The organism is Umezawaea tangerina (genome assembly GCF_003002815.1).
Classification (GTDB): Bacteria; Actinomycetota; Actinomycetes; order Mycobacteriales; family Pseudonocardiaceae; genus Umezawaea; species Umezawaea tangerina.
Window position 1 is genome coordinate 89,518 of sequence record NZ_PVTF01000006.1, and the last position, 23,876, is coordinate 113,393.

General features: G+C 69.7%; 21 protein-coding genes. 9 read left to right on the forward strand and 12 right to left on the reverse strand.

Annotated elements, in window-relative coordinates; genetic code table 11:
* Positions 1-38 precede the first annotated feature (38 nt).
* The 4 genes from CLV43_RS20805 to CLV43_RS20820 are packed head-to-tail and all read right to left on the reverse strand — an operon-like array spanning position 39 to position 3,941.
* The gene (locus tag CLV43_RS20805; RefSeq protein ID WP_106188923.1) at positions 39-1,094 is read right to left on the reverse strand and encodes an ABC transporter ATP-binding protein; all 1,056 of its coding nucleotides are present in this window, start codon (positions 1,092-1,094) and stop codon (positions 39-41) included.
* A gap of 16 nt (positions 1,095-1,110) precedes the next feature.
* Positions 1,111-1,911: an ABC transporter permease gene (locus CLV43_RS20810; RefSeq protein ID WP_106188924.1), complete on the reverse strand. Its 801-nt coding sequence runs from the start codon at positions 1,909-1,911 to the stop codon at positions 1,111-1,113.
* Positions 1,902-2,828, reverse strand: coding sequence for an ABC transporter permease (locus tag CLV43_RS20815; RefSeq protein WP_106188925.1), 927 nt, complete (start codon positions 2,826-2,828; stop codon positions 1,902-1,904). Before CLV43_RS20815 ends, CLV43_RS20810 begins: the two co-directional genes overlap by 10 nt.
* A gap of 3 nt (positions 2,829-2,831) precedes the next feature.
* Positions 2,832-3,941 (reverse strand): ABC transporter substrate-binding protein, encoded by a 1,110-nt coding sequence (locus CLV43_RS20820; RefSeq protein WP_245886840.1) that lies wholly within the window; start codon positions 3,939-3,941, stop codon positions 2,832-2,834.
* A 557-nt stretch (positions 3,942-4,498) separates the two neighbouring features.
* On the opposite strand from CLV43_RS20820, the gene CLV43_RS20825 reads away from it, so the two are divergent.
* The 3 genes from CLV43_RS20825 to CLV43_RS20835 all read left to right on the forward strand — a co-directional run bounded on the left by CLV43_RS20825 (position 4,499) and on the right by CLV43_RS20835 (position 7,404).
* Positions 4,499-5,158 (forward strand): hypothetical protein, encoded by a 660-nt coding sequence (locus CLV43_RS20825; protein ID WP_211304455.1) that lies wholly within the window; start codon positions 4,499-4,501, stop codon positions 5,156-5,158.
* A 16-nt stretch (positions 5,159-5,174) separates the two neighbouring features.
* Positions 5,175-6,119: an acyl-ACP desaturase gene (locus tag CLV43_RS20830; protein WP_106189319.1), complete on the forward strand. Its 945-nt coding sequence runs from the start codon at positions 5,175-5,177 to the stop codon at positions 6,117-6,119.
* Between the two features lie 859 nt (positions 6,120-6,978).
* Positions 6,979-7,404: an ATP-binding protein gene (locus CLV43_RS20835; protein WP_170155936.1), complete on the forward strand. Its 426-nt coding sequence runs from the start codon at positions 6,979-6,981 to the stop codon at positions 7,402-7,404.
* A 498-nt stretch (positions 7,405-7,902) separates the two neighbouring features.
* Here CLV43_RS20835 and CLV43_RS47865 read toward each other — a convergent pair whose 3' ends face one another.
* Positions 7,903-8,145, reverse strand: a complete 243-nt coding sequence (locus CLV43_RS47865; RefSeq protein WP_106188928.1) for a hypothetical protein — start codon at positions 8,143-8,145, stop codon at positions 7,903-7,905.
* Between the two features lie 92 nt (positions 8,146-8,237).
* Here CLV43_RS47865 and CLV43_RS20845 point away from each other — a divergent pair, with 92 nt between their 5' ends.
* Together CLV43_RS20845 and CLV43_RS20850 are read left to right on the forward strand one after the other, a co-directional pair.
* Positions 8,238-8,678, forward strand: coding sequence for a MarR family winged helix-turn-helix transcriptional regulator (locus CLV43_RS20845; protein ID WP_106188929.1), 441 nt, complete (start codon positions 8,238-8,240; stop codon positions 8,676-8,678).
* Between the two features lie 79 nt (positions 8,679-8,757).
* Positions 8,758-9,597: a PaaX family transcriptional regulator gene (locus tag CLV43_RS20850; protein WP_106189320.1), complete on the forward strand. Its 840-nt coding sequence runs from the start codon at positions 8,758-8,760 to the stop codon at positions 9,595-9,597.
* On the opposite strand, the gene CLV43_RS20855 is transcribed toward CLV43_RS20850, so the two are convergent.
* The 4 genes from CLV43_RS20855 to CLV43_RS20870 all read right to left on the reverse strand — a co-directional run bounded on the left by CLV43_RS20855 (position 9,587) and on the right by CLV43_RS20870 (position 14,891).
* Positions 9,587-11,164, reverse strand: coding sequence for a benzoate-CoA ligase family protein (locus CLV43_RS20855; RefSeq protein ID WP_106188930.1), 1,578 nt, complete (start codon positions 11,162-11,164; stop codon positions 9,587-9,589). The two genes, CLV43_RS20850 and CLV43_RS20855, sit on opposite strands and share 11 nt — an antisense overlap.
* Before the next feature lie 10 nt (positions 11,165-11,174).
* Positions 11,175-12,596 carry a benzoyl-CoA 2,3-epoxidase subunit BoxB gene (boxB, locus tag CLV43_RS20860; RefSeq protein WP_106188931.1) on the reverse strand — a complete coding sequence of 474 codons (1,422 nt, stop codon included), beginning with the start codon at positions 12,594-12,596 and terminating at the stop codon, positions 11,175-11,177.
* Between the two features lie 2 nt (positions 12,597-12,598).
* Positions 12,599-14,260 carry a 2,3-epoxybenzoyl-CoA dihydrolase gene (boxC, locus tag CLV43_RS20865; protein ID WP_106188932.1) on the reverse strand — a complete coding sequence of 554 codons (1,662 nt, stop codon included), beginning with the start codon at positions 14,258-14,260 and terminating at the stop codon, positions 12,599-12,601.
* A gap of 79 nt (positions 14,261-14,339) precedes the next feature.
* A complete protein-coding gene (locus CLV43_RS20870; RefSeq protein ID WP_211304456.1) occupies positions 14,340-14,891 on the reverse strand; it encodes an HD domain-containing protein in 552 nt (183 codons plus the stop codon).
* Positions 14,892-15,153: 262 nt separating this feature from the next.
* Here CLV43_RS20870 and CLV43_RS20880 point away from each other — a divergent pair, with 262 nt between their 5' ends.
* Both CLV43_RS20880 and argS read left to right on the forward strand, forming a co-directional pair.
* On the forward strand, positions 15,154-16,494 hold the full coding sequence (locus CLV43_RS20880) for a C40 family peptidase (protein ID WP_170155937.1): 1,341 nt from the start codon (positions 15,154-15,156) through the stop codon (positions 16,492-16,494).
* Between the two features lie 75 nt (positions 16,495-16,569).
* The gene (argS, locus tag CLV43_RS20885) at positions 16,570-18,318 is read left to right on the forward strand and encodes an arginine--tRNA ligase (protein ID WP_106188935.1); all 1,749 of its coding nucleotides are present in this window, start codon (positions 16,570-16,572) and stop codon (positions 18,316-18,318) included.
* On the opposite strand, the gene CLV43_RS20890 is transcribed toward argS, so the two are convergent.
* On the reverse strand, positions 18,315-19,304 hold the full coding sequence (locus CLV43_RS20890; RefSeq protein ID WP_106188936.1) for a GNAT family N-acetyltransferase: 990 nt from the start codon (positions 19,302-19,304) through the stop codon (positions 18,315-18,317). The genes argS and CLV43_RS20890 overlap by 4 nt on opposite strands.
* 111 nt (positions 19,305-19,415) lie before the next feature.
* Between CLV43_RS20890 and CLV43_RS20895 the strand changes: the two genes are divergently transcribed.
* Together CLV43_RS20895 and CLV43_RS20900 are read left to right on the forward strand one after the other, a co-directional pair.
* A complete protein-coding gene (locus CLV43_RS20895) occupies positions 19,416-19,913 on the forward strand; it encodes a SigE family RNA polymerase sigma factor (protein WP_106188937.1) in 498 nt (165 codons plus the stop codon).
* Entirely contained in the window at positions 19,910-20,620 is a 711-nt protein-coding gene (locus tag CLV43_RS20900) for a hypothetical protein (RefSeq protein ID WP_106188938.1), read from the forward strand. The genes CLV43_RS20895 and CLV43_RS20900 overlap by 4 nt, the downstream gene beginning before the upstream one ends.
* A gap of 461 nt (positions 20,621-21,081) precedes the next feature.
* Here the strand turns inward: CLV43_RS20900 and mmsB are convergent, their stop codons facing one another.
* Together mmsB and mmsA are read right to left on the reverse strand one after the other, a co-directional pair.
* Positions 21,082-22,329, reverse strand: a complete 1,248-nt coding sequence (gene mmsB / locus CLV43_RS20905; protein WP_106188939.1) for a multiple monosaccharide ABC transporter permease — start codon at positions 22,327-22,329, stop codon at positions 21,082-21,084.
* 4 nt (positions 22,330-22,333) lie between these two features.
* Complete coding sequence (gene mmsA / locus CLV43_RS20910; protein ID WP_106188940.1) at positions 22,334-23,863, reverse strand: multiple monosaccharide ABC transporter ATP-binding protein; 1,530 nt, start codon at positions 23,861-23,863, stop codon at positions 22,334-22,336.
* Positions 23,864-23,876: the final 13 nt, after the last annotated feature.

The window sequence follows — 23,876 nt, forward strand, 5'->3', positions numbered from 1 at the left end:
CCTGTGCCGGGGCCACCACGCGTGACCCCGGCCGCAGGTCAGGCCGGTACGACCAGGAACCGGGAGGCGTTGAAGTCCAGTGCCACGGCGGTTCCCGGCGGGTAGGCCGCGGCGAGGTTGGACGGCTGGTCGACGCGGACCAGCTGCTCGTCGCCGTCGAGCCGGACCACCAGGCGGGTGACCGGTCCGAGGAAGCTCTGGGTGAGCACGCTGCCCAGCAGCGACCCGTTCGACTCGCCCTTGTGCTCGACGATCCCGATGTCCTCGGGGCGCACGATCACCTTGACGTCGCTGCCGTCGGCCAGCTCGGCGGCGGCGTCGGTCGGGAGGGTGAACGTCCCCAGCCGGACCGCTCCGGACGCCGCCTTGCCCAGCACCGCGTTGGTCACGCCGACGAACTGCGCGACGAACGCGGACGCGGGCTCGCGGTAGACGACCGCGGGCGAGTCCAGCTGCTCCAGCTTGCCCTGCGACATCACGCCGACCCGGTCGGAGACGGCGAGCGCCTCCTCCTGGTCGTGCGTGACGAACAGGGTGGTCATGCCGAGCTCGGTCTGGATGCGGCGGATCTCGTCGCGGAGGCTGACCCGCACCTTGGCGTCCAGCGCGGACAGCGGCTCGTCCAGCAGCAGCACGCGCGGCTGGATGGCCAGCGCGCGGGCCAGTGCCACGCGCTGCTGCTGGCCGCCCGACATCTGGTGCGGGTAGCGGGCGCCGAACTCGCCGAGGCCCACCAGCTCCAGCAGCTCGTCGACGCGCTTCGCGCGCTCGGGGCCGGACGCCTTGCGCAGCCGCAGGCCGAACTCGATGTTCTGCGCCGCGGTCATGTTCGGGAACAGGCTGTAGGCCTGGAACACCATGCCCATGTCGCGCCGGTTCGCCGGGACCGCCGTGATGTCCTTGCCCGCCACGACGACGTGCCCGGTGTCGGCCGTCTCGAACCCGGCCACGATCCGCAGCGCGGTCGTCTTGCCGCACCCGCTCGGCCCGAGCAGGCTGACCAGCTCGCCCTCGGACAGGTCGAGGTCGAGCCCGTCGAGCGCGGGCTGGCCGCCGAAGGACTTCCGGAGGCCCTTGAGCTCTAGGTAACCCATGAAACCCGGTCTTTCTCTAGTCCTCGACGACGGTGACCCGACGTCGTTGACCGACGTAGGAGAGCAGGAACAGCAGCACGAACGCGAACACCAGGCAGGCGAGGGAGACCGCGATCGACAGGCCAGCGTTGCGCTTGCCGATCAGGTTGACCTGGACCTGGAGGGTCTCGAAGTTCAGCAGCGAGGCGATGGTGAACTCGCCGAGCACCAGCGCCACCGACAGCAGCGAGGCGCCGATCAGGGCGGTGCGGATGTTCGGCACCACGATCCGCCACAGCACCGTGCCCCAGGACGCGCCGAGGCTGCGAGCGGCCTCCGCGAGCGTCTTGAGGTCGATCGAGGCCAGGCCCGCGTCGATGGCGCGGTAGGCGAACGGCAGCACCAGGACCGCGTAGACGAAGGTGAGCGTCAACGGCGAGTCGCCGAGGAAGTAGTTCACCCACGCGTACAGCGGCGCCATGCCGACCACGAGCACGATCGCCGGGATCGTCAGCGGCAGCAGGCACAGGAACTCGACGAGCCTGCCCAGCTTCGGCAGCCGCAGCCGGATCCACGCCATCGTCGGCACGAGCAGCACGAGCATCAGCACGGAGCTGAGGACCGCGAGCTCGACCGACGTCAGGATCGCGTCGACCAGGTCGGGGTCGGAGAAGATGCCGGTCCACGAGTCCAGGCTGCGGGTGTTGTTGATGCCGCGGGTGGAGAACTCGCCCATGGCCACGAGCGGCAGGACGAAGTAGAACCCGAGCACGACGAGCACGACCCAGCGCAGGACCGTGCCGCCGATCTTCCTGCCGGGCTTGGCGGTCACTGCCATTTGGACACCCTCCGCTGGAGCAGGGCGTAGATGCCCATCGCGACGCCGACGACGACGACCATGCCCAGTCCCAGCGCCTTGCCGAGGTTCTCCTGGCCCAGCAGCACCTCGCCGGTCAGGAAGCCGCGGATCTGCAACGGCACGATGGGACTGCCCTGCGACACCAGCGCCGCGGCGGTCGCGTACGCGGAGAACGCGTTCGCGAACAGCAGCAGCACGGCGCCCAGGAACGGCGAGAACAGGATCGGGCCGCCGACGTGGCGCCAGTACGTCCACGCGCTGCCGCCGAGGCTCTCGGTCGCCTCCCTCCACTGCGGACGGAGGCCGTCCAGGGCGGGGAGGAACACGATGACCATCAGCGGGATCTGGAAGAACGTGTAGACCAGGGTCAGGCCGGGCAGGTCGAAGATCCAGGCGCTGCCGGCGAACAGGTCGATCCCGAGGCTGTCGCGCAGGAACTGCGTGACGAAGCCCTGGAACCCGACGGTCGCGAGGAACGCGAACGCCAGCGGCACCCCGCCGAACTGGGCGAGCACACCGGCGGCCGCCACGACGACCCGGCGCAGCAGGCCCTGGGGGTTGCCGGTCGCGACCGCCCAGGACAGCAGGGCGCCGAACACCGCGCCCAGCAGGGCGGTGATCGCGGACAGCTCGATGCTGCGCCAGAACGCCTGGAGGTAGACGCCCTTCATCAGATCGGTCAGGTTGCTCAGCGTGAAGCCGCCGTCGGAGTCCTGGAACGCCCCGGCGAGCACCAGGATCGTCGGGTAGACCAGGAACGTGCCGACGTAGGCGAGGAACGGGACGACGACGAGCCACGCCAGGAGAGTCGAGGGCCCGCTGCGTCCACCTCCTCGGCTGGGGGTGGCCGCCTTCGCAGCGCCACCCCCGGTCGAGGTCGTGACGGGTGCGACCAAGGGTCAGCCCACCGCCTGCGCCCACGTGGCGGTCAGGACCTGCTTGGCCTTGTCGGCCTGCTCCTGGGTCTGGAACACCTGCTTGCCCTCGGTCTTGGGCAGCTTGGCCGCCGCGGCGGAGTCGGCCTTGCCCGACTTCGTCATGGCCTCCAGCCGGACCGGGCGGGACAGGCCCTGCAGGTAGGTGTTCTGGCCCTCGTCGGAGTACAGGTACTCCTGCCACAGGCGCGCGGCCGCGGGGTGCGGGGCGTCCTTGTTGATGGCCTGGTTGTAGTAGGCGCCGATCTGGGCGCCGGTCGGGACCACCGTCTTCCAGTCGATCTTGCCCGCGAGCTTCGCGGTCTGGGCGGCGTTGGTGTAGTCCCAGTCGATGACGACCGGCGTCTGGCCGGACTCGATCGTCGCGGGCGACGGGTCGACCGGCAGGAAGTTGCCGGCCGCCTTGAGCTTCTTGAAGAACTCCACGCCGGGCGCGATGTCGTCGGCGGAACCGCCGCTGCCCAGTGCCGCCATCACGACGCCGGAGTAGGCGGCGCCCGCCTGCGTCGGGTCGCCGTTGAGCGCCACCTTGCCCGCGTACTCAGGCTTGAGCAGGTCCTCGACCTTGGTCGGCGCGGGCACCTTCCCCGCGTCGTACCCGATCGACATGAAGCCGCCGTAGTCGCCGTAGTAGAGGCCGCTCGACTCCTTCAGCTCCGCGGGGATGTCGCCCCAGGTCTCCACCTGGTACGGCGCGAAGATCGCCTTGTTGGCGACGGCCACGTTCAGGCCGAGGTCGAAGACGTCGGGGGCGCGGTCACCGCCCTTGAGCTGCTCGGCGGCCTTGATCTCGTCGGCGCTGGAGCCGTCGGGCTGGGCCGACTCGACCTTGATGCCGTACTTGTCCGAGAAGGCCTTGATCATCACGCCGTAGTTCGCCCAGTCCGGGGGCAGCGCGATGACGTTCAGCGTGCCCTCCTTCTTCGCGGCCTCGACGAGCTTGTCGATTCCACCGAAGTCGGCAGCGGACTTGGCCGTCGCCGCGGCGGTGCCGCTGGACGAGCTTTCCTTGGCGGGAGGGGCCCCGCAGGCGGCGAGCGCGATGGCCAGCGCTCCGACGCCGAGCAAGCGCACAACTGGGGTGGGAGTCAACGAATCGAACCTTCCTCGTCGGGCGTGCCCGCGGGCGGTGCTCGCCCGCGAGTCGGATACCCCGAAACGTGTCAGTTGGCGCGAGGATTGGTCACATTGAGCGGCCTTGTCAAGCTCGGCGCGCGTACTGATACCAATTCGAATGACAAGGCGAATTCCGCGTGGTGACCACATGTACCAACGGTTAACCGGACACCGTTGTGCGGACCGCCCCAAGATCGCCCGGACCGCGCCTGCGCAGGCCCGTTGGCCCACCACCCGGTGCGACGCCGCGCTTTCGGGCCGTGGTCGGGGGTGTGTTCGGGAGCGCGGAACGGGCCGAAACCGGGCACGGATCCACCAGGACGGGCGACGGGGTGCGGACGAATCAGACGACATCCGGTTCCTATTCGGCGCAGGCGCGTTATTGGAAGTGGATTCACCAGCGATTTCTGGACCGTTCCAGGCCCGTTCGCGAAACGCGGTGACGATATCCGCCGCCTCCGCGCGGCCATGCGTAGCTGTACTATGCATCGCACGGCTACCTATGGGGGGTTCTCGTGGCGCAGCGGAAGTTGCTGGTGTGGTTGCACGTGCTCGGCCCGGTCGGCTGGATGAGCCAGGCGCTAGCCCTGTTCGCCTTGACGACGTACGGACTGGGCGCGACCGGCCCGACGCGCGCGAGCGCGTTCGAGATGGCCAACGTGATCGACACCGCCGTCCTCCAGGTCATGGCCACGACATCGGCCTACACCGGCTTCATGCTCTCCGCACTCACCTCCTGGGGCTATTTCCGGCACTGGTGGGTCCTCGCGAAATTCGTGATCACGTTGTCCCAGCTCTACCTCGGGATCTTCCTGCTCAGCCCCAATCTCGACCTCGGCGAACAAGGAAATCCGATACTGATGCGACTCGGATCCCTGTTGATGGCGGCCGCCCTGGCGACCCAGGTGTGGCTGTCCGTCGCCAAGCCCGGCAAGCGCACCCCGTGGACCCCACCAGGCAAGTTCCCCTCCGCGCCCGGATGGGTGATCGGCGCGTCCGCCGCGGTTCCGCTGATCGACTACGTGTTACTCCGCGGTATTCCCGCGGTGTCACTCCTGGTCGCCATCGCCTACCCCATGTGGCGCCGGTGGAAAGTCACACCTCGGCAATCGGCCACCTCCACTGGGCCACGTAGGCTCAAGGGTGGAATCGACTTGACCCACCACCAGAACTGAGAACGGGGTGATCGGTGTGACGGTTGGCGATAGCCACCGCCGCGACTCGGATCTGCTGCGCGAACTGGAACCGATCGTGGAGGTGAACCTCGACCGCCACTTGTCGATCGCCAAGGAGTGGATGCCGCACGACTACGTCCCGTGGAGCGAGGGCCGCGACTTCGCGTTCCTCGGCGGCGAGGACTGGCGCCCGGAGGACTCCCGGCTCGACCCCACCGCCAAGACGGCGATGATCATCAACCTGCTGACCGAGGACAACCTGCCCTCGTACCACCGGGTGATCTCCCAGTCCTTCGGCAAGGACGGCGCCTGGGCCACCTGGATGCACCGCTGGACCGCCGAGGAGGCCCGCCACGGCATCGCCCTGCGCGACTACCTCGTCGTCACCCGCGGCGTCGACCCGGTCGAGCTCGAGCGCAAGCGCATGGAACACATGTCGGTCGGCTTCGAAGGCCAGACCGAGTCCGCGATCCGCAACATCGTGTACGTGTCCTTCCAGGAGCTCGCCACCCGCATCTCCCACCGCAACACCGGCCGCGCGACGAACTGCCCGCTCGCCGACCAGCTGCTCGCCCGCATCGCCACGGACGAGAACCTCCACATGGTCTTCTACCGCAACCTCGTCACCTCGGCCTTCGAGGTACAGCCCGACGAGACCATGCAGGCCGTGCGGGACGAAGTCATGAACTTCAAGATGCCCGGCGCCGGCATCTCCGACTTCCTGCGCAGCTCAGCGACTATCGCCAACGCCGGCATCTACGACCTCAGGCTGCACCACGACGAGGTGATCATGCCGATCCTGAGGTTCTGGAAGGTGTTCGAGCGGACGAACCTCGGCGGTGAGGGGGAGAAGGCGCGTGAGGAGCTGGCGGAGTTCATGAGCGTGCTGGACGGGAAGGCGAGCAAGTTCGTGGAGATGAGGGAGCGGAGGAGGGAGCGGGCGGCGAAGGCTGCTGAGTAGTTGGATTTCGGGTAGTTGGGTTTTAGGGAGTTGGACCGGTTTGGCCTTGGCCGTGGGTATGCGCGGCCAAGGGTCGGTCGTGGGTTCTTCCGGCGTTGGGGTTGGGTGGTGGGGAACATGCCTCCAACCCGCTCGCCGAGTGTTCTATGCTTGCCACCCCTTGTCAAGACGATGAAGCTGTCTTGACAAGGCGTGTCAAGCATAGAGATGGCTTCGGATCGGGTTGCCGGGTGGATCTGGCTACGCCAGCATCAGGCTGCGCCTGACCGGGCATCGGGCTACGCCCGACAAGGCATCCTCGGCTGCGCCGTTGGACCAGGCATCCGCGCTTCGCGGCGGACCAGGCATCGGCTGGCGCCGACAGGGCATCCTCGCTGCGCGTCGGACAAGGCCACAGGCGCTCCGCGCCGGATGGGGGTGACGGGCTGCGCCCCGCTGGAGGTCCTCGCTGCGCGTCGGGGCTGGCAGGCCTGAGTTGGGCTGGGCCGGTCTCGGCTGTGCCTTTGGGTGGGGATACCCCTCTCTTTGCGTCGGAACAAGATGGGCGGGCGCTCCGCGCCGGTTGCGAGGTGGCGGCTGTGCCGGTCGCGAGGTGGGGGCTGCGTCGGAGCAGGTGTCGGGTCCTGCCTGTCGGTGCGGCAGCTTCGTCGGGAGTTCGATGGGTTCCCTGCGGCGGGCAGGGTATCGGGGGCGGTTGGTGGACGCTGGTGGCCCTTGTGGGCCCGGTGGGCGGGTGGTTTGGGAGATATATGGATATCCGGCCTGCTCGGGCTGTGTGGGCAGGTCTGAACAGGGGTACTCGGTGGGCGTTGGGATGGATGTCCGTCGGTTGGCGGGCCTGATGTTCATGGGGAGGCTCGTGAAACCGACCTTGCGCTTGCCGGCGTCGCTTGACCTGAGCCGGTTCCCGCACCCGCCGCTGTCGACCGTGCGGCAATGGGTGACCGATGTGCTGACCGGAGCGTCGGAGGAATGCGTCGACGACGCCGTCCTCCTGGTGAACGAGCTGGTCTCCAACGTGTACGACCACGCAACCCCTCCATGTCGGGTACGGGTGTCCGAGCTGCCTGAACAGCACGGAGTGCGAGTAGAAGTCGACGACGGCGAAGCCGACCTGATGCCAGTGGTGGGCACATCCCGACTGGGCAAGTACCGCGGCCGCGGCCTGCTGCTGGTGGAACGGGTAGCCGAACGCTGGGGCATCTCCCGACGCACCTGGGGCAAAACCGTTTGGGCAGAACTCCCCTACCGCATCGGCATCCCCCGCCAAGCCGCCCACCAGTAACCACCACCAGGGGCCTCGCCTGCGGCATCGAAGACCACCCGGCGACGCAGCACCGCCACCGAAGCGCCCCAAAGTCAGGCCACCCCCACCCGACTCGCGACCTCGACCACTCAGGCACCAGTCAGCCACCCCAGCCGCCGAGAGCCAAGCGGCCAGCACCCACACGCAAAGCAAGCCAGCCGACCGGCCAGCCGATCGCGCACCCAACCGAGCAAACCTGCCGAGTGAGCACCCAACCGAGCAAGCAGCTCGACCACAACGACACCGAGCACGCTCGTCCGCTCGTGCGGTCGGCTTGACTTGGGGTTTTTGGGCTTAAACTTGCGGCGGCGGGCAGGCTCTACCACCTGCCCTTTTTCGCCCGACGAAGCCCAAAAATAGGGGCCCCAAGTCAAGCCGACCGCACCCGGAGTCCGTGGTAGCGACACCCCGCTTTGACCTCGCCACCGATTCCCGACCTTGCCCTCGGCAGCGATCCACACCCCCAGCATCACCCCCTCACCCCGACAGCAAAGCCACCACCTCCGCATCCCTCGGCTCCATCACCTCCAACAACCCCGAAGCCCCCACCCCCGGCCCCAACCCCCGCACCCTCTCCTCCACCGCCCGGTACTCCACACTCCCCACCGGCAAAACCCGAAGCAACTTCACGTTCGCGATGAACTCCGTGATCACCCTCCCCCTCACGTCCGCCCCCAGAAACCCGACCTCATCCACCCTCACCTGCGGAACCATCGACATGGCTACCCCTCCCAAGAGTCACAACTACGTGCCCCCGGCACGCAAAACAGACCTTACACCATATACGTGCCCCCGGCACGTACACTGATCGGGTGCATTCCGCCGCCTCCCGCGTAGAAGCCGCCCTCGGCCTCCTCCTCCGCCGCACCACCAGGGCGAACCTGTACGACAACCTGGTCGAGGACGTCGAGGGGGTGGACGAGACGACGTACCCGGTGTTGAGCGGGATCGCGCGGTTGGAGCCGGTGAGCTCGACGCGGTTGGCGGACGAGATCGGGATCGACCGGACGGCGACGACGCGGTACGCGGCGCGGTTGGAGAGGGCCGGGTTGGTGCGGAGGGAGCCGGACGCGGGGGACGCGCGGTCGACGTTGTTGCTGCTGACGCCGGAGGGGCGGAGTGCGATCGACTCCGCGCGGCGGAAGGTGGTCGACCGGTTGGACGGGATCGTGGCGGAGTGGACGCCGCTGGAGGCCGAGCTGTTCGCGACGGTGCTGGAGCACCTGGTGGGGAAGCTGCGCACCGAGTCCTGAGTGGACGTTCTACACGGTTCTTGTGCGGGTCACCGCGGTTGTATCAGAATGGTGCCCCTCGGCGAGGCTGGTGAAGCAGATGACGGACGTCGCACACCCGAGGGTGTCGAGACGGCGGGAAGTGAGCCACGCCAGCGCGCGGTCGGTCTTGATGACGGTGCTCGGCGAGTACGTGCTGCCGCGTGACGTGCCGGTCTGGACGTCGACGCTGGTCACCGTGCTGGCGATGTTCGGCATCGAGGAGAAGTCGGCGCGGCAGGCGCTTTCCCGGACGGCGGCCGAGGGGTGGCTGGAGTCGGAGCGGGTGGGGCGGCGGGTGCGGTGGAGCCTCACGAAACCGGGGCACCGGCTGCTGTCGGAGGGCGCGCACCGGATCTACGAGTTCGGTCGCGGGCCGGAGAGCTGGGACGGGCGGTGGCTGATGCTGTTCGTGTCGGTGCCCGAGTCGCAGCGCGACCTGCGGCACCGGCTGCGGACCCGGTTGGCGTGGGCGGGGTTCGGGTCGCCGCAGCCGGGTGTGTGGGTCAGCCCGAACACCCGCAGGCAGGTGGAGGCGGCGAAGATCGTGGCGGAGCTGGGCGTGGAGACGCCGGTGACGTCGTTCCTCGCCGAGCACGGCGAGATCGGCGCGGAGGCCGACCTGGTGACCAGGGCCTGGGACCTCAGGGAGCTGGAGGAGCGCTACGAGGACTTCATCGACGAGTTCACCGCGATAACGCCCACCAGCGGCCAGAAGTCGCTGCACGCGCAGACGCTGCTGGTGCACGAGTGGCGCCGGTTCCCCTTCCTCGACCCCGGCCTGCCGGCGCGGCTGCTCCCGCCGAACTGGAGCGGCGCGAAGGCCGCGGACCTGTTCCACCGCAAGCACGACGACTGGCGCGCGGACTCCCAGCGGCACTGGGAGACCGTCATGGCGTAGGCAGCGCCAGGTCGCCGCGGACGAGGTCGCGCAGCACGTTGCGGCGGATCTTCCCGGTCGCGGTCTTGGGCAGCTCCGCCAGCACGACCACGGCCCGCGGCCGCTTGAACGACGCCAACCCCTGCCTGCACCACCGGATCACGTCGTCCGGGTCCACCTCGCGCCCCGGCACCGGCACGACGCACGCGACGGGTTTGTCCAGCTCGTCGGCGTCCAGCACGCCCACGACCACGGCCTCCGAGATGTCCGGGTGCTCCAGCAGCCGTTCCTCGACCTCGCTCGGCGTCACCCAGATCCCGCCCGCCTTCAGCATGTCCCCCAACCGCCCCAGGCAGCTCAACGTGCCGTCGTCGTTGCGCACGTAGGTGTCGCCGGTCCGCGTCCACGCCCCGAGGAACACCGCGCGCGACGTCTCGGTGCGGCACCAGTACCCCGTCGCGACCGACCCGCCGCGCACGTGCAGCTCACCCGGCTGCCCGGTCGCGTCGACCACGGCACCGCGCTCGTCGCGCAGCTCCACGTCGTAACCGGGCACAGGTGTGCCGGACGACCGCGTCCGCACCCGACCGGGCCGGTTGGACACGTAGATGTGCAGCATCTCGGTGGACCCGATGCCGTCCAGCACCTCGACGCCGAACCGGTCGCGCATCCCCTCGAACATCCGCGCGGGCAGCGCCTCCCCCGCGGAGACCCCTTGGCGCACCGAGGAGAACGCGTCATCCGGCACGTCGGCGACCAGCAGCGGACCCCAGAAGCTCGGGGTGCCGAACAGCAGCGTCGCCCCGTCGCGCGCGGCGCGGGCGGCGAACAGCGCCGGGCTGGGCCGAGCGGGTTCCAGCAGCGCCGTCGCGCCGACGGACAGCGGGAAGAACAGCGAGTTGCCGATGCCGTAGGCGAAGAACAGCTTCGCCACCGACAGGCACCGGTCGTCGCGGGTGATGCCGAGGACGCCGCCCGCGTAGTCCCGCGCGACCAGCAGGATGCTGCCGTGCCGGTGCATCGCGGCCTTCGGCACGCCGGTCGTGCCCGAGGTGTAGAGCCACAACGCGGGCGAGTCCGGCCACGTGGCGTAGGGTTCCGCGGGCCCGTCGCGCAGGAGGTCCTGCCAGGCGACGCCTTCGACGCCGGGCGGCAGCCCGTCGACGTCCGCGTCGACCAGGACGACGTGCCGCACGTCGGGCGCGTCGGCGACCGCGACCCGTACCGCGCCCGCGTGGTCCGCCGACCCGACGACCACCCGCGCCCGCGAGTCCACCACGATGTCGTGCAGCTCGCGGCCGGTCAGCATGGTCGACGACGGCACGGCGACCGCGCCGACGAACATGGTGGCGAGGATCGCGGTGAACAGCTCGACCTCGTCGACCATGCACATCAGGACGCGTTCCTCGGGCCGCACGTCCAGTGCCAGCAACCCGGCCGCGACGCGCCGCACCTCGGCGTCCAGCTCGGCGTAGGTCAGCGAACGGGTCGGGGTGACGACGGCGGTGCGGTCGCCGTCGCCCTCGCGGAGGTGCCTGCCCACCAGGTGGTCGGCGGCGTTGAACGTGGTGGGAGCGGCAGTCGGCATGGCATCCGCCTCAGGGGAGGTAGACGTACTCGTAGTCGAACGGCTTGTCGTTGACGCCGTTCACCGGTGGTGCGACCCAGCTCGCGATCCTGCCCCGCTCGTAGACCGGGTGCATCAGGGACCGGACGAACGCGAGGTCCTCCGTCGTGGGCAGCCACTTCCGCCGGTTCGCGGCCCACGTCGCCTCGTCGACGATAGTGCCGTCCGGCGTGACGCGGAACCCCGCGTTGAGCCCCACCGCGCGGTTGAAACCGGGGTGCGGCAAGGAGAACCGGAAGCCGATCCCGTTCTCCTCGAGGATCCTGTTCCACCGCTTCACACCCGTGCGGCAGTCCGCGATGTACTCGCCGCGCAGGTCCAGGTTCAACGCCAGCAGCGTCTGCACCTCGTCGGTCGTCCAGGTCCCGTCGGCCGTCGGCTTCTCCAGCACCGTGCCGCCCTCGGTGAGCCGGTGGTCGTCCTTGCGGCGACCTTCCTGCCAACGCCCCTTGAGCCCGGCGGTGTAGTAGTTGGCGGCGTTGGTGGAGGTCTCGCCGCCGAACAGGTCGAGCGAGACGGTGAAGTGGAAGTTGATGTACTTCTGGATGACGTCCAACGGGATCCCGCCGCACGCCCCGATCTCCAGCGTGTCGTTCTCCCTGACCAGCTGCGCGCTGCGGGTCACCACGCGGTCGACACCGGTGGTGCCGACGAACATGTGGTGCGCCTCCTCCTTCAGCATGAACTCGCAGGTGCGCGACAGCGGGTCGAAGGCGCTCTCCTTCAACGTGCCGAGCTGGTACTTGCCGTCCCGGTCGGTGAAGTAGGTGAACATGTAGAACGCCAGCCAGTCCGCCGTCTCCTCGTTGAACGCGCCGAGGATGCGCGGGGCGTCCGGGCTGCCGGAGTTGCGCAGCAGCAGGCCTTCCGCCTCGTCGCGCCCCTCCTTGCCGAAGTAGGCGTGCAGCAGGTAGACCATCGCCCACAGGTGCCTGCCCTCCTCCACGTTGACCTGGAACAGGTTGCGCAGGTCGTAGAGGCTGGGCGCGGTGAGCCCCAGCAGCTTCTGCTGCTCCACCGAGGCGGGCTCGGTGTCGCCCTGGATGACGATCAGGCGCTGCAGGTCGGCCCGGTACTCCCCTGGAACCTGTTGCCACACCGGCTCCCCGGCGTGCTCGCCGAAGCCGATCCGCCGGTCGGCGTCGCGCTCGGCGAGGAAGATCCCCCACCGGTAGTCGGGCACGTTCACGTGGTCGAAGTGCGCCCAGCCGTCCCGGCCGACGGCGACCGCGGTGCGCAGGTACACGCCGTTCGTGCGCAGCGTGGGCCCCATCTCGCCCCACCAGTCCAGGAACTTCGGCTGCCAGCCCTCCAGCGCGCGTTGGAGCCTGCGGTCGCCGGACAGGTTGACGTTGTTGGGGATCTTGTCGTCGTAGTCGATCTTCTCCGGCATCGCTACACCCGATTCCTGTCGAAAACGGCCTTCCGCCCGGTGCCGTAGCGGCGCAGGGCGCCGTCGGGGCCGGACGCGTTCGGGCGGGTGAAGATCCAGTTCTGCCAGGCCGCGAGCCTGCCGAAGATCTTCGTCTCCACGGTCTCCGGGCCGACGAACCGGTGGTTCGCCTCCATCCCGGTCAACGAGTCCGGGCTCAGCGCAGCCCGGCCCTCCACGACGAGGCGGATCTCGTCGTCCCAGTCGAGGTCGTCGGGCGCCTCGGTCACCAGGCCGAGCCCATCGGCCTCCGCGGCGGACAGCGGCCGGTCGGACTCCCGCGCCAGCCGGTCGACGTGGTCTTCGTCGCGGTAGAAGCGCGACCGCAGCCGGGTCAGGCCGTTGCCCATCGGGAACGGCCCGAAGTTGGCCCGCGACAACGTGACCGACGCGCGTTCCGGGCTGTCCTCGTCGTCGACCGGCGGGCCGTCGAGCATGTACTGCCGGTCCGCGGCGAGCGCGAGCTCCAGGAGCACACCGGCGAAGCAGCCGCCCGGCTCGACGAGCGCGACCAGGCTGCGGCTGGTGACGTCGAGCCGCTTCAGCGTGCGCTTCCACAGGTGCAGGACCTCGTTGCACAGCCAGTCGGTCGCCGCGTTCTCCAGCACGACCCGCTCGTGCGCGAGCACCAGCTCCGGGTCCCCGTCGGTGCGGATCAGCCACGTGCCCAGCTCGGTCTCGTTGGTGCGCAGGCGGAGGATGAGATCGTCCAGCTCGCGCGCCGAGGCCAGCAGCCAGCCGGACGCGCCCTGCTCGTGCAGCGCCGCGACGGACGACGGGGCGCCCTCGCGCGGACCGCGCACGGTGATCGCGACGGTGCCCGCCGAGCGGTCGAACGCGGCGGTGACGTGGGTGTACTCGATCCCGTCGGCGGTGGCCTTCCGCCGCAACGGGGTCAGCTCGACGCCGACGGCGTCCCGCGGCCGCGTGCCGGACTCGGCCAGCTCGGCGGCACGGGCGGCGACCGCCTCGGTGAACCCCCGACGCGGCGCCAGCTCGTCGACCAGCCGCCACTCGACGGCGGTCTTGCCCTTCACGCCGTCGCTGCGGGTGGCGAACACGTCCGCGCGGTCCTTGCGCACCCGCCGCTTGTCCACCAGCCGGGTCAGCCCGCCGGTGCCGGGCAGCACGCCCAGCAGCGGCACCTCGGGCAGCGCCACGGTGGAGGAGCCGTCGTCGACCAGCACGATCCGGTCGCAGGCCAGCGCCAGCTCGTACCCGCCTCCCGCGCAGGTCCCGTTGACCGCCGCCAGGTACGCCTGGCCGGAGTGCTCGGTCGCGTCCTCCATGCCGTTGCGGGTCTCGTTGGTGAACTTGCAGAAGTTCACCTTCCACGGGTGCGAGGACGCCGCCAGCATGCGGATGTTGGCCCCCGCGCAGAACACCCCCGGCTTCGCGCTGGTCAGCACCACGGTGCGGACGCCGGGGTGCTCGAACCGCAGCCGCTGCGTGGCGTCGTGCAGCTCGATGTCCACGCCGAGGTCGTAGGAGTTGAGCTTGAGCTCGTAGCCCGGTACCAGGCCGCCCTGCTCGTCGACGTCCATCTCCAGCCACGCCACGGGGCCGTCGACGCGCAGCTTCCAGTGGCGGTAGGAGTCGGGGTGACGGTCGAACGAGACCTCCATGCGAACACCCTCCTCGTTGTGGGGTTCGTCACAAGTGTCTACACATCACCTCCAGGGCGTCAAGGTTCTGTAGAACGATCTAGAAGTCGTCCGGCTCGACGCTGCCGCGGGTCAGGTACCCGGCCCAGGACGCCTTGGGGGCCTTGGCGGGGTTGTGCGCGACCTGGTCCACCACCAGCCGCTTGAGCTCGCGCTCGATGTCCCAGCGCGGGAACTGCTCCTCGAACGCCGGGTCCGGCTCGTCGAAGTCCGCGACCACACCGCGCCGGGTCAGCATCGTGATCGGGCCGCGCCGCTCGGCGATCTGCGCCGAGGTGTGCAGCGCGATGGCCTCCCAGACCTGGTCCACCACGTCCGCCGGCACCTTCTCCGCGGTCAGGAACGCCGCCGCGCCGTCCGCGCCCTCCACCTCGAACCGGACCGGGCCGTCGAAGGCGTGGGCGGTGCCGAGGTCGTGCAGGGCGCAGGCGTGGAACAGCACCTCGCGGTCGTGCTCGACGCCCTCGCGCGCGGCGATGGCGGAGGCGTGCAGGAAGGTGCGGATGCTGTGGTTGAGGATCGGCGGCACCACGTGCAGGCGGGCGAAGTCCAGGACGCGCTGGGACAGGGGGTCGTTCGGCAGGATGATCACGGCGTCCACGGTAGTGCCGGGGCCCCGACCTCCCGCGACGCGGCGGATCCGGCCGTTGTCCGGCGCCGGACGTCGGGGAGTGGTATAGCGGAACGAGTTCACCGGAGCGGGTGACAAGAACGCGGTTGGTCACGCGGTCTATCAGGATTTTCTCAGTTTTCGCACTTCAGAGGGACAGATTCTCAGGCAGCTCACAGCGAACTGACCACTCACCGTGATTACATGGCTCCTAGTTCGCGGTGTGCTGGGAGGGGTGACGTACATGCGTGGTCTTGTGGTGGTGGCTGTGGTCGCCGTGGTGCTCGTCAGCGGGGCACCCGCGTCGCTGGCCCAGCCGGACCCGTCCTCGGCGGTCCCCACGACGACCACCCCGCCCCCGGTGACGACCACCCCGCCGCCGGTCACGACGACTCCCCCGCCGGTCACCACGACGACGACCACGCCGCCGCAGACCACGACTCCCCCGGTCACGACGACGAAGCCGCCGACGACGACCACCCCGCCCTCCAGCGGGACGAGCACGACGCCGCCGACGTCCTCGACGCCGAGCGCTCCGCTGCCCACGCCGACCGTGCCGGGCCAGCCCGCCGTCCCGAACACCGCGGAGATGACCAAGTACCTGGAGGCGAGCCAGGCCGCCGCGCTGGCCAACCAGGACGCGCTCACCGCCCAGCAGAACCTCGCGGACAAGCGCGAGGCCGCCGACAAGGCGACCACCGCGGCGAGCAACTCCAAGCAGGCCGCCGCCGACGCCGTGAAGGCGGAGGAGGCCGCCAAGACGATCGAGATCCGGGCGCACGCGCAGGCCATCACGCTGCAGGCCGAGGTCGACACCCTGGTCGAGATCACGTTCAAGGGGCTGCGGCTCAACGGGCTGGCCGCGGTGTTCAGCAGCGAGTCGCCCGAGGAGTACCTCGACGCCGCGATGATCATGGACGTGTACGCCGAGCGGCACGGCGAGATGGTCAAGACCGCGCAGAAGGCCGCCGACGACGCGCTCGACGCGCAGAAGAAGGCGAAGGAGGCGAGCGACCAGGTCGAGGCCACGAGCAAGAAGGCCGAGGAGGACCGGGTCACCGCCCAGCGGCTGGCCGACGAGGCCGCGGCGGCCGTGACGCTGGCCGAGCAGCGCAAGGCGAACCTGGACGGCAAGTCCGGTGACGTGCGGCAGGCCCTGGGCGTGCTGAGCCCCGCCGACCTGGCCCGGTTGACCAACACCGGGCCGTCGATCAACGTGCCGCTGCCCACCGGTGCCGCGGGCGACGCGGTGAAGTTCGCGCTGGCGCAGCTCGGCAAGCCCTACGTGTGGGGTGCGATCGGGCCGGACACCTACGACTGCTCCGGGCTGATGCAGACCGCGTACAAGTCGGTCGGCGTGTCCATCCCGCGCACCACCTACGTGCAGGCGCTGGTCGGCAACGCCGTGCCCCGCGACCAGGTGAAGGCAGGCGACCTGATCCTCTACTACGCCGACCTCGGGCACGTGGCCATGGCGATCGACGGCACGTACGCGGTGCACGCTCCGACCGCGGGCGAGCCGGTGAAGGTGTCGTTGATCAACGCCATCGGGCCGATCGCGACGATCCGACGGGTGACCGGCTGACCGGGCTTGGTCGCGAACCGATTTCCCCCACCGGAGATACTGGGCTGAAAGCAGTACGAGCCTGGAGGTCCGAAGGTGTTGCAGGGTGACGTCGGTGTGGAACTGGGGCGCAGGGTGGCAGCGGCGCTGCACGCGGCCCTGGGTGTGGAGATCACCCCTGCCGAGGCGGTCATCCGACCCTCCGCCCGCGAGGGCGTGGACTACCAGTGCAACGTGGCGATGAGCCTGGCCAAGAAACTGGAGAAGGCCCCGCGCGAGGTGGCGCAGGCCGTGGTTGAGCACCTGGACGCCGCGGACCTGGTGGAGGCGCCGGAGATCGCCGGGCCGGGGTTCGTCAACCTGGTGCTGCGCCGGGAGTGGCTGCAGGAGCAGGCCGCCGGGCTGCTCGGCGACGAGCGGATGGGCGTGGGGACCGCGGAGGTCGCCCGACGGGTCGCGATCGACCTGTCGAGCCCCAACGTGGCCAAGGAGATGCACGTCGGGCACCTGCGGTCGTCGATCATCGGTGACGCGCTGGTGCGGCTGCTGCGGTTCGCCGGGCACGAGGTCATCCCGCACAACCACCTCGGGGACTGGGGGACGCCGTTCGGGATGCTGATCGAGCACCTGGTCGACGAGGGCTGGTCAGCCGACGGCACCACCGCCGACCACTCGATCGGCGACCTGAACGGGTTCTACGTGGCGGCGCGCAAGAAGTTCGACGCCGACCCCGAGTTCGTGGACCGCGCGCGGCTGCGGGTCGTGGCGCTCCAGGGCGGGGACGAGGACACGCTGTCGCTGTGGCGGCAGCTCGTCGACGAGTCGACGCGGCACTTCGAGAAGGTGTACGCGATGCTCGGCATCGGGCTCGGGCCCGACGACGTGTACGGCGAGAGCTTCTACAACCCCTACCTGGCCGAGACGGTCGCGGAGCTGGAGGACAAGGGGCTCACGGAGGTCAGCGACGGGGCGGTGTGCGTGTTCCCGCCGGGGTTCGCCAACCGCGAGGGCGACCGGCTGCCGTTGATCGTGCGCAAGCGCGACGGCGGCTACAACTACGCGACCACCGACTTCGCGACGATCCGCTACTGGGTGCGCGACCGGGGCGTGACGGACCTGCTCTACGTGGTCGGGACGCCGCAGTCGCAGCACTTCAAGATGGTGTTCGCCGCCTCCCGGCAGGCCGGGTGGCTCACCGACCAGCACGCCGAGCACATCGGGTTCGGGTCGATCCTCGGCGAGGACGGCAAGACGATCCGGTCGCGCGAGGGCGGGACGCTCAAGCTGGTGGACCTGCTGACCGAGGCGGTCGACCACGCCGCGGCGGTGATCGCCGAGCGGACCGCGTTCGACGCCGAGGAGCAGGCCGCGCTCGCCCGGATCGTGGGCATCGGCGCGGTGAAGTACGCCGACCTGTCCAACGACCGCGAACGCGACTACGTGTTCACCTGGGCGAAGATGCTGGCCAAGGAGGGCAACACCTCGGTGTACCTCCAGTACGCCAACGCCCGCATCCGGTCGATCCTGCGCAACGCGGGCGACGTGCCGGAGCCCGGCGCGCGGGTGGTGCTGACCGAGCCCGCCGAGCGGGCGCTGCTGGTGAAGCTGATCGGGTTCCCGGCCGCGATCGAGGCGACCCTCGAGTCCTACGCGCCGCACAAGCTGAGCACGTACCTGTTCGAGACGGCGACGACGTTCACCGGCTTCTACGAGAACTGCCCCATCCTCAAGCCGGACACCACCCCGGAGGCGCGCGAGTCCCGGCTGGTGCTCGCGCGGCTCACCTCCAGGGTGCTCACGCTCGGCCTGTCGCTGCTGGGCATCGAGGCACCCGAACGCCTCTAGTCCGGCGCCGCGGTCCGGTTCACGTCGACCATGGACCGGATCGTGGTGTAGCCGAGCGCGAGGTTGACCGCGACCATGTGCTCGTTGTCGGCGTTCGTGCTGGTGATCACCGAGTCGACGGCCAGGTCGTCGGCCACGAGGTCGCGCAGCATGCGCGCCTTGACGCACAGCCCCAGCCCGTGGCCGCGGTGCTCGGCGTGCACGCCGGTGTCCTGCTGGACGGCCTCCCGGTTGGGCGGCACCGGCAGGCGCAGCTCGGTGAACCCGGCGACCTCGCCCGTCGCCTCGTGCACGGCGACGACGACCCGGTGGTCACGGCCGCTGCGGCGCAGCTCCTCCTCGGTCCGGCGCACCCGTTCCACCGTCCACTCGGGATGGTGGAACGCGGCGGATCCCGTCGGCGCGTCGTGCATCGCCGCCTTCGACCGGACGTAGGACTCGACGACGTGGTCGGGCGCGGCACCGGACCACGTCTCCAAGCGGTAGCCCTCGGGCACGTCGACGTCCCACCGCGCCGCGTCGACGTCGGCGATCCGCAGCTCCTGCATGACGGTCGCGTTGACGGTCCGGAACCCGAGCGCGTGCGCCCACCGCTCACCCGCGCCGCCCGCGACCACCTGGAGCCCTTCCACGACCCGCCTGCCCCGCAGCCCCGGCAGCACGGCCTCGAGCAGGGCGGTGCCGATCCCCTGCCGCCTCGCCTTCGGGTGGACCGTCACGTCGACCAGCGCCACGTGCTCGTTCCCGCCGTCCGGGAAGTACGCGAACGCGACCGCGATCACCTCGCCGCTGCGCCGGGCCACCCACCGGTCCGCCCGGCCGAGGCCGGGGTGCGGCAGGCGCACCGACCGCACGACGGCCTCGTAGGCGATCGGCACCGCCTCCGCCAGGTCCACGTCCCGCGCCGACTGCACCACCCGGTGGTAGGCCAGCAGGTCCGCCTCTTCGGCGCGCTCGCCGTCGAACGCCGTGATCTCGATGTCCACTTCTCCCCCTCGTCCAGGCCACCCATTCCAGCAGAGATCGGGCCGCCGCTCTCAACCTTTCGGCGGCCCCGCTCGTACACACCAGTGCGGGAGTGCGCGCGGAGGAGGCATGTGAGCAGGGGTGACCGCCAGTTCGTCGAGTTCGTGGAGGCGAACTCGGCCCGGCTGCTGCGGGCCGCGCACCTGATGACCGGCGACCGCCACCAGGCGGAGGACGCCGTGCAGACCGCGCTGGCCAGGACCTACGCGTCGTGGTCGCGGGTGCGCAGCCAGGACGCCTACAGCTACACCCGCCGGGTGCTCACCAACCTGACCATCGACCGCTGGCGCCGCCCCATCCGCGAGCACGTGCAGGAGACCCTCCCGGAGCGCCCGGAGGTCGGCGACTTCACCGACGACCACGCCGAGCAGGAGTGGCTCATGCGGGTCCTCGGTGGTCTGACCGCACGGGAACGCGCGATCATCGTCCTCCGCCACTACCTCGACCTCCCAGAGGCCGAGGTGGCCGCCGAGCTGAAGGTGTCGCTCGGCACCGTGAAGAGCACGAACTCGCGCGCACTGGCCAAGCTGCGAGTCACCTTGTCGCCCACGCGGGAGGAGACCCGATGACCGACCTGGACGCCCTCCGCACCGCCCTGCGCACAACCCCGGCCGACTCCCCCGCGATCGACGTCGCCCAGGTCATGAAAACCGGCAGGCGCATCAGAACCCGCCGCAGACTCGCCCTCAGCGGCAGCGTCGTCACCACCACCGCCGCCCTGCTCGTCGGCATCATCGCCCTCGGCCGCGCGGGCCCACCCCCCACTCCCCCACCCACCGTCGAGATCACCGCCGCCAACCCGACCAGCTCAGCACCGGGCCCGGTCGGCGACATCATCAACACCGGCTTCGACGACGAGGTCCTCTACTTCACCACCAACCACCAAGACCCCGCCCGCCCCGACGGCTCAGCCACCACCCTCAAGGACAGCACCCTCCGCGACACCGACACCGGCTACGCCCTCACCCTCGCCACCGGCCCCAACCACCACGCCGTGCAAACCACGCCCCTCTACGCACGCGGCACCGGCTTCGCCACCATCACCACCCACACCGGCACCACAACCCGCCTCTACGGCATCTACCAGGGTCCCGTCCACCGCATCGTCCTGGAACTCGACAACCAGGTCATGGGCGCCGCCCACCAAGCCCAGTGGAGCACCGACAACACCATCACCGTCTTCTGGTTCACCCCAGACGAAGTCCCCGACGGCACCCCCCTGGACAACATCACCCTGTCCGCCTACGACCCCCAGGGCAACCGCCTACCAACCTGACGACAACAACCAAAGCCAGAACGCCCCGCCACGAAGGGCGCAGCCGCCACCTCGCATCCGGCGCGTAGCGCCCACCCGCCTTGTCCGACGGCGAAGCCAAGGATCCCCACGATGGGCGCAGCCCGCCAACGCGCATCCGGCGCGAAGCGCCTGGGGCCTTGTCCGACGGCGCAGCCGAGGATGCTTGAGTCGAGCGCAGCTCGATGCTGGCGAAGCCAGACTTCCCCTCTGCCCCTGATCCACAGCGCCCTCCTACCCGATCTTCGTTGTCAAGACAGCTCCATCGTCTTGACAACGAAGATCGGGTATTGAGACAATCGCGCGCCGGGGGCTGGGCTTCCCAGGGGTGGGAGGCCCGAAAGCCGGACCCACGGGGTGAGAGGGCCGGACTGGACTTCACCAGGGGCAAGAGGGGCGGGGCCGGGCTTCACACGTTGGAAAAACCGAAAACCGAACCCCCCCTACGCCCGAACCCCCGACCTCCTCTTCGTCCACACGTCATAAGCCACAGCCGCCAACAACACCAGCCCCTTGACCAGCATCACCCGTTCACTGGGCGCCCCGATCAACGACATCCCGTTGTTGATCACCGCCATGATCAAACCACCGGTGATCGCCCCGACCACCTTCCCGACCCCGCCCTGCACGGCCGCCCCGCCGATGAACGCCGCCGCGATCGCGTCCAGCTCGAACGCGTTGCCCGCCGTGGGCCCCGCCTGGTTGAGCCTGCCCGCGAAGATCACTCCCGCGAGCGCCGCCAGCACCCCCATGTTCACGAAGATCCAGAACGTCACCGACTTCACCTTCACGCCCGACAGCGTGGCCGCCTGGAGGTTGCCGCCCACCGCGTAGATGCGCCGGCCGAACACCGCCCGGTTGGTGAGCAGCGAGTACCCGAGCACCAGCGCGGCCAGCAGGACGAGCACCCACGGCAGGTTCTTGAACCGGGCGAGCTGCACGATGACGGCGAGCACCACCAGTGCCGCCGCGACGATGCGCGCGACGAAGATCGGGAACGGGTCGACCGTCTGGCCGTAGCCCGCGCGGCCCTTGCGGGACCGCCACTGGGTGAACGCGATGCCCGCCACGACCACGACCCCGACCAGGAGGGTGAGCAGGTCGGCGCCGCCCAGCGGGCCGAGGCCGACGTTGCCGAGGACCCCTTCGATGAACCCGTTGGAGAGGGTGCGGATCTGGTCGGGGAACGGGCCGATGCCCTGGTTGCCCAGCACGGTCAGGGTGAGCGCGCGGAACACGAGCATGCCCGCCAGCGTCACGATGAACGCCGGGATGCCGAAGTAGGCGACCCAGTAGCCCTGCCAGGCCCCGATCGCGGCGCCCGCCACGAGCGTGACCAGCACGGCCAGCGGCCAGGGCATGCCCATGTTCACCGTGAGGACCGCGCAGATCGCGCCGGTCAACGCCACCACCGACCCGGCGGACAGGTCGATGTGCCCGGCGATGATGATCAGGATCATCCCGATCGCGAGGATCAGGACGTAGGAGTTCTGGACGATGATGTTCGAGATGTTCTGCGGCTGGAGCAGCGCACCGTCGGTGAGGATGGTGAACAGCACGACGATCAGCCCGAACGCGACGTAGATGCCGCCCTGCCGGAGGTTGATCGAGAACCGGCGCGGCGCGCGCTCCGGCGGGCCGTCGAGAACGGGGCTGGGGACGTCGGCGTCCGTGGGGGCGGTGCTGGTCATGGCGCTACTCCTGTCCCTTGGTCATGTACTGCATCAGTCGCTCCTGGGTGGCTTCCGCGCGGTCGACCTCGCCGGTGACGTGCCCGGCCGACAGGGCGTAGATCCGGTCGCAGAGGCCCAGCAGCTCCGGCAGCTCCGAGGAGATGACCAGCACCGCCTTGCCCTCGTCCGCGAGCTTGTTGACGATCGAGTAGATCTCGTACTTGGCGCCGACGTCGATGCCGCGGGTCGGCTCGTCGAGGATCAGCACGTCCGGATCGGTGAAGATCCACTTGGACAGCACGACCTTCTGCTGGTTGCCGCCGCTGAGCGTGCCGGTGGTGGTCGCCACGCCGGGGGCCTTGATGTTCATGCTGCGCCGGAACCCCTCGGCGACGCGGTGCTCCTCGTTCTCGTTGACCCATCCCCGTCTGGCGAGCTTGCCGAGGCCGACGGCGGAGACGTTGCGCTTGATGTCCTCGATGAGGTTGAGGCCGTAGCGCTTGCGGTCCTCGGTGACGTAGGCGATGCCGTGGCGGATCGCGTCGCGCACCGACCTCACCGAGATCTCCTGGCCGTTCTTGAAGATCCGCCCGGAGATGTCGGTGCCGTAGGCGCGGCCGAACACGCTCATCGCCAGCTCCGTGCGGCCCGCGCCCATCAGCCCGGCCAGCCCGACGATCTCACCCCGGCGCAACACCAGGTTGGCGTCGGAGACGACGACCCGACCGCGCTGGGTGGTGCTGTGCACCGTCCAGTCCTCGATGCGCAGCACCTCGTCGCCGATGTTCGGCGTGTGCGGCGGGAACCGGTCGGACAGGTCGCGGCCGACCATGCCGGAGATGATCCGGTTCTCGGTCACGTCGTCGACCTTCATGTCCAGCGTCTCGATCGTCCGGCCGTCGCGCAGGATCGTGATGGAGTCGGCGATGGCGGCGATCTCGTTGAGCTTGTGCGAGATGATCACGCAGGTGATGCCCTGCTCGCGCAGGCCGCGCAGCAGGTCGAGCAGGTGCGCGGAGTCCTCGTCGTTCAACGCGGCGGTCGGCTCGTCGAGGATCAGCAGCCGCACCTCCTTGGACAGCGCCTTGGCGATCTCCACGAGCTGCTGCTTGCCCACGCCGATGTCGAGCACCGGCGTGGTCGGGTTCTCCTTGAGGCCCACCCGTTCCAGCAGGGCGGCGGCCTCGTGGTTGGTGCGGTTCCAGTCGATCAGGCCGCGGTGCGACAGCTCGTTGCCCAGGAACAGGTTCTCCGCGATCGAGAGCTGCGCGCACAGCGCCAGCTCCTGGTGGATGATCACGATCCCGCGGCGCTCGCTGTCGTGGATGCCGGAGAACTCGCACGGCTCGCCCTCGAACGTGATCTCGCCGTCGTAGGACCCGTGCGGGTACACGCCGGACAGCACCTTCATCAACGTGGACTTGCCCGCGCCGTTCTCCCCGCAGATCGCGTGGATCTCGCCGCGCCGCACCGAGAGCGCGACGTCCTGCAGCGCCTTGACGCCGGGAAAGGTCTTCGTGATCCCCCGCATGCGCAGGATGTCGTCTGCCATCGCTGGTCGGTTC

Coding starts and splice junctions, on each gene's coding strand:
- CLV43_RS20805 (WP_106188923.1), bottom strand. CDS start 1,094: ATGGGTTACCTAGAGCTCAAGGGCCTCCGGAAGTCCTTCGGCGGCCAG.
- CLV43_RS20810 (WP_106188924.1), bottom strand. CDS start 1,911: ATGGCAGTGACCGCCAAGCCCGGCAGGAAGATCGGCGGCACGGTCCTG.
- CLV43_RS47865 (WP_106188928.1), bottom strand. CDS start 8,145: ATGTCGATGGTTCCGCAGGTGAGGGTGGATGAGGTCGGGTTTCTGGGG.
- CLV43_RS20850 (WP_106189320.1), top strand. CDS start 8,758: ATGACGGACGTCGCACACCCGAGGGTGTCGAGACGGCGGGAAGTGAGC.
- CLV43_RS20855 (WP_106188930.1), bottom strand. CDS start 11,164: ATGCCGACTGCCGCTCCCACCACGTTCAACGCCGCCGACCACCTGGTG.
- boxB (WP_106188931.1), bottom strand. CDS start 12,596: ATGCCGGAGAAGATCGACTACGACGACAAGATCCCCAACAACGTCAAC.
- boxC (WP_106188932.1), bottom strand. CDS start 14,260: ATGGAGGTCTCGTTCGACCGTCACCCCGACTCCTACCGCCACTGGAAG.
- CLV43_RS20880 (WP_170155937.1), top strand. CDS start 15,154: ATGCGTGGTCTTGTGGTGGTGGCTGTGGTCGCCGTGGTGCTCGTCAGC.
- CLV43_RS20900 (WP_106188938.1), top strand. CDS start 19,910: ATGACCGACCTGGACGCCCTCCGCACCGCCCTGCGCACAACCCCGGCC.
- mmsB (WP_106188939.1), bottom strand. CDS start 22,329: ATGACCAGCACCGCCCCCACGGACGCCGACGTCCCCAGCCCCGTTCTC.
- mmsA (WP_106188940.1), bottom strand. CDS start 23,863: ATGGCAGACGACATCCTGCGCATGCGGGGGATCACGAAGACCTTTCCC.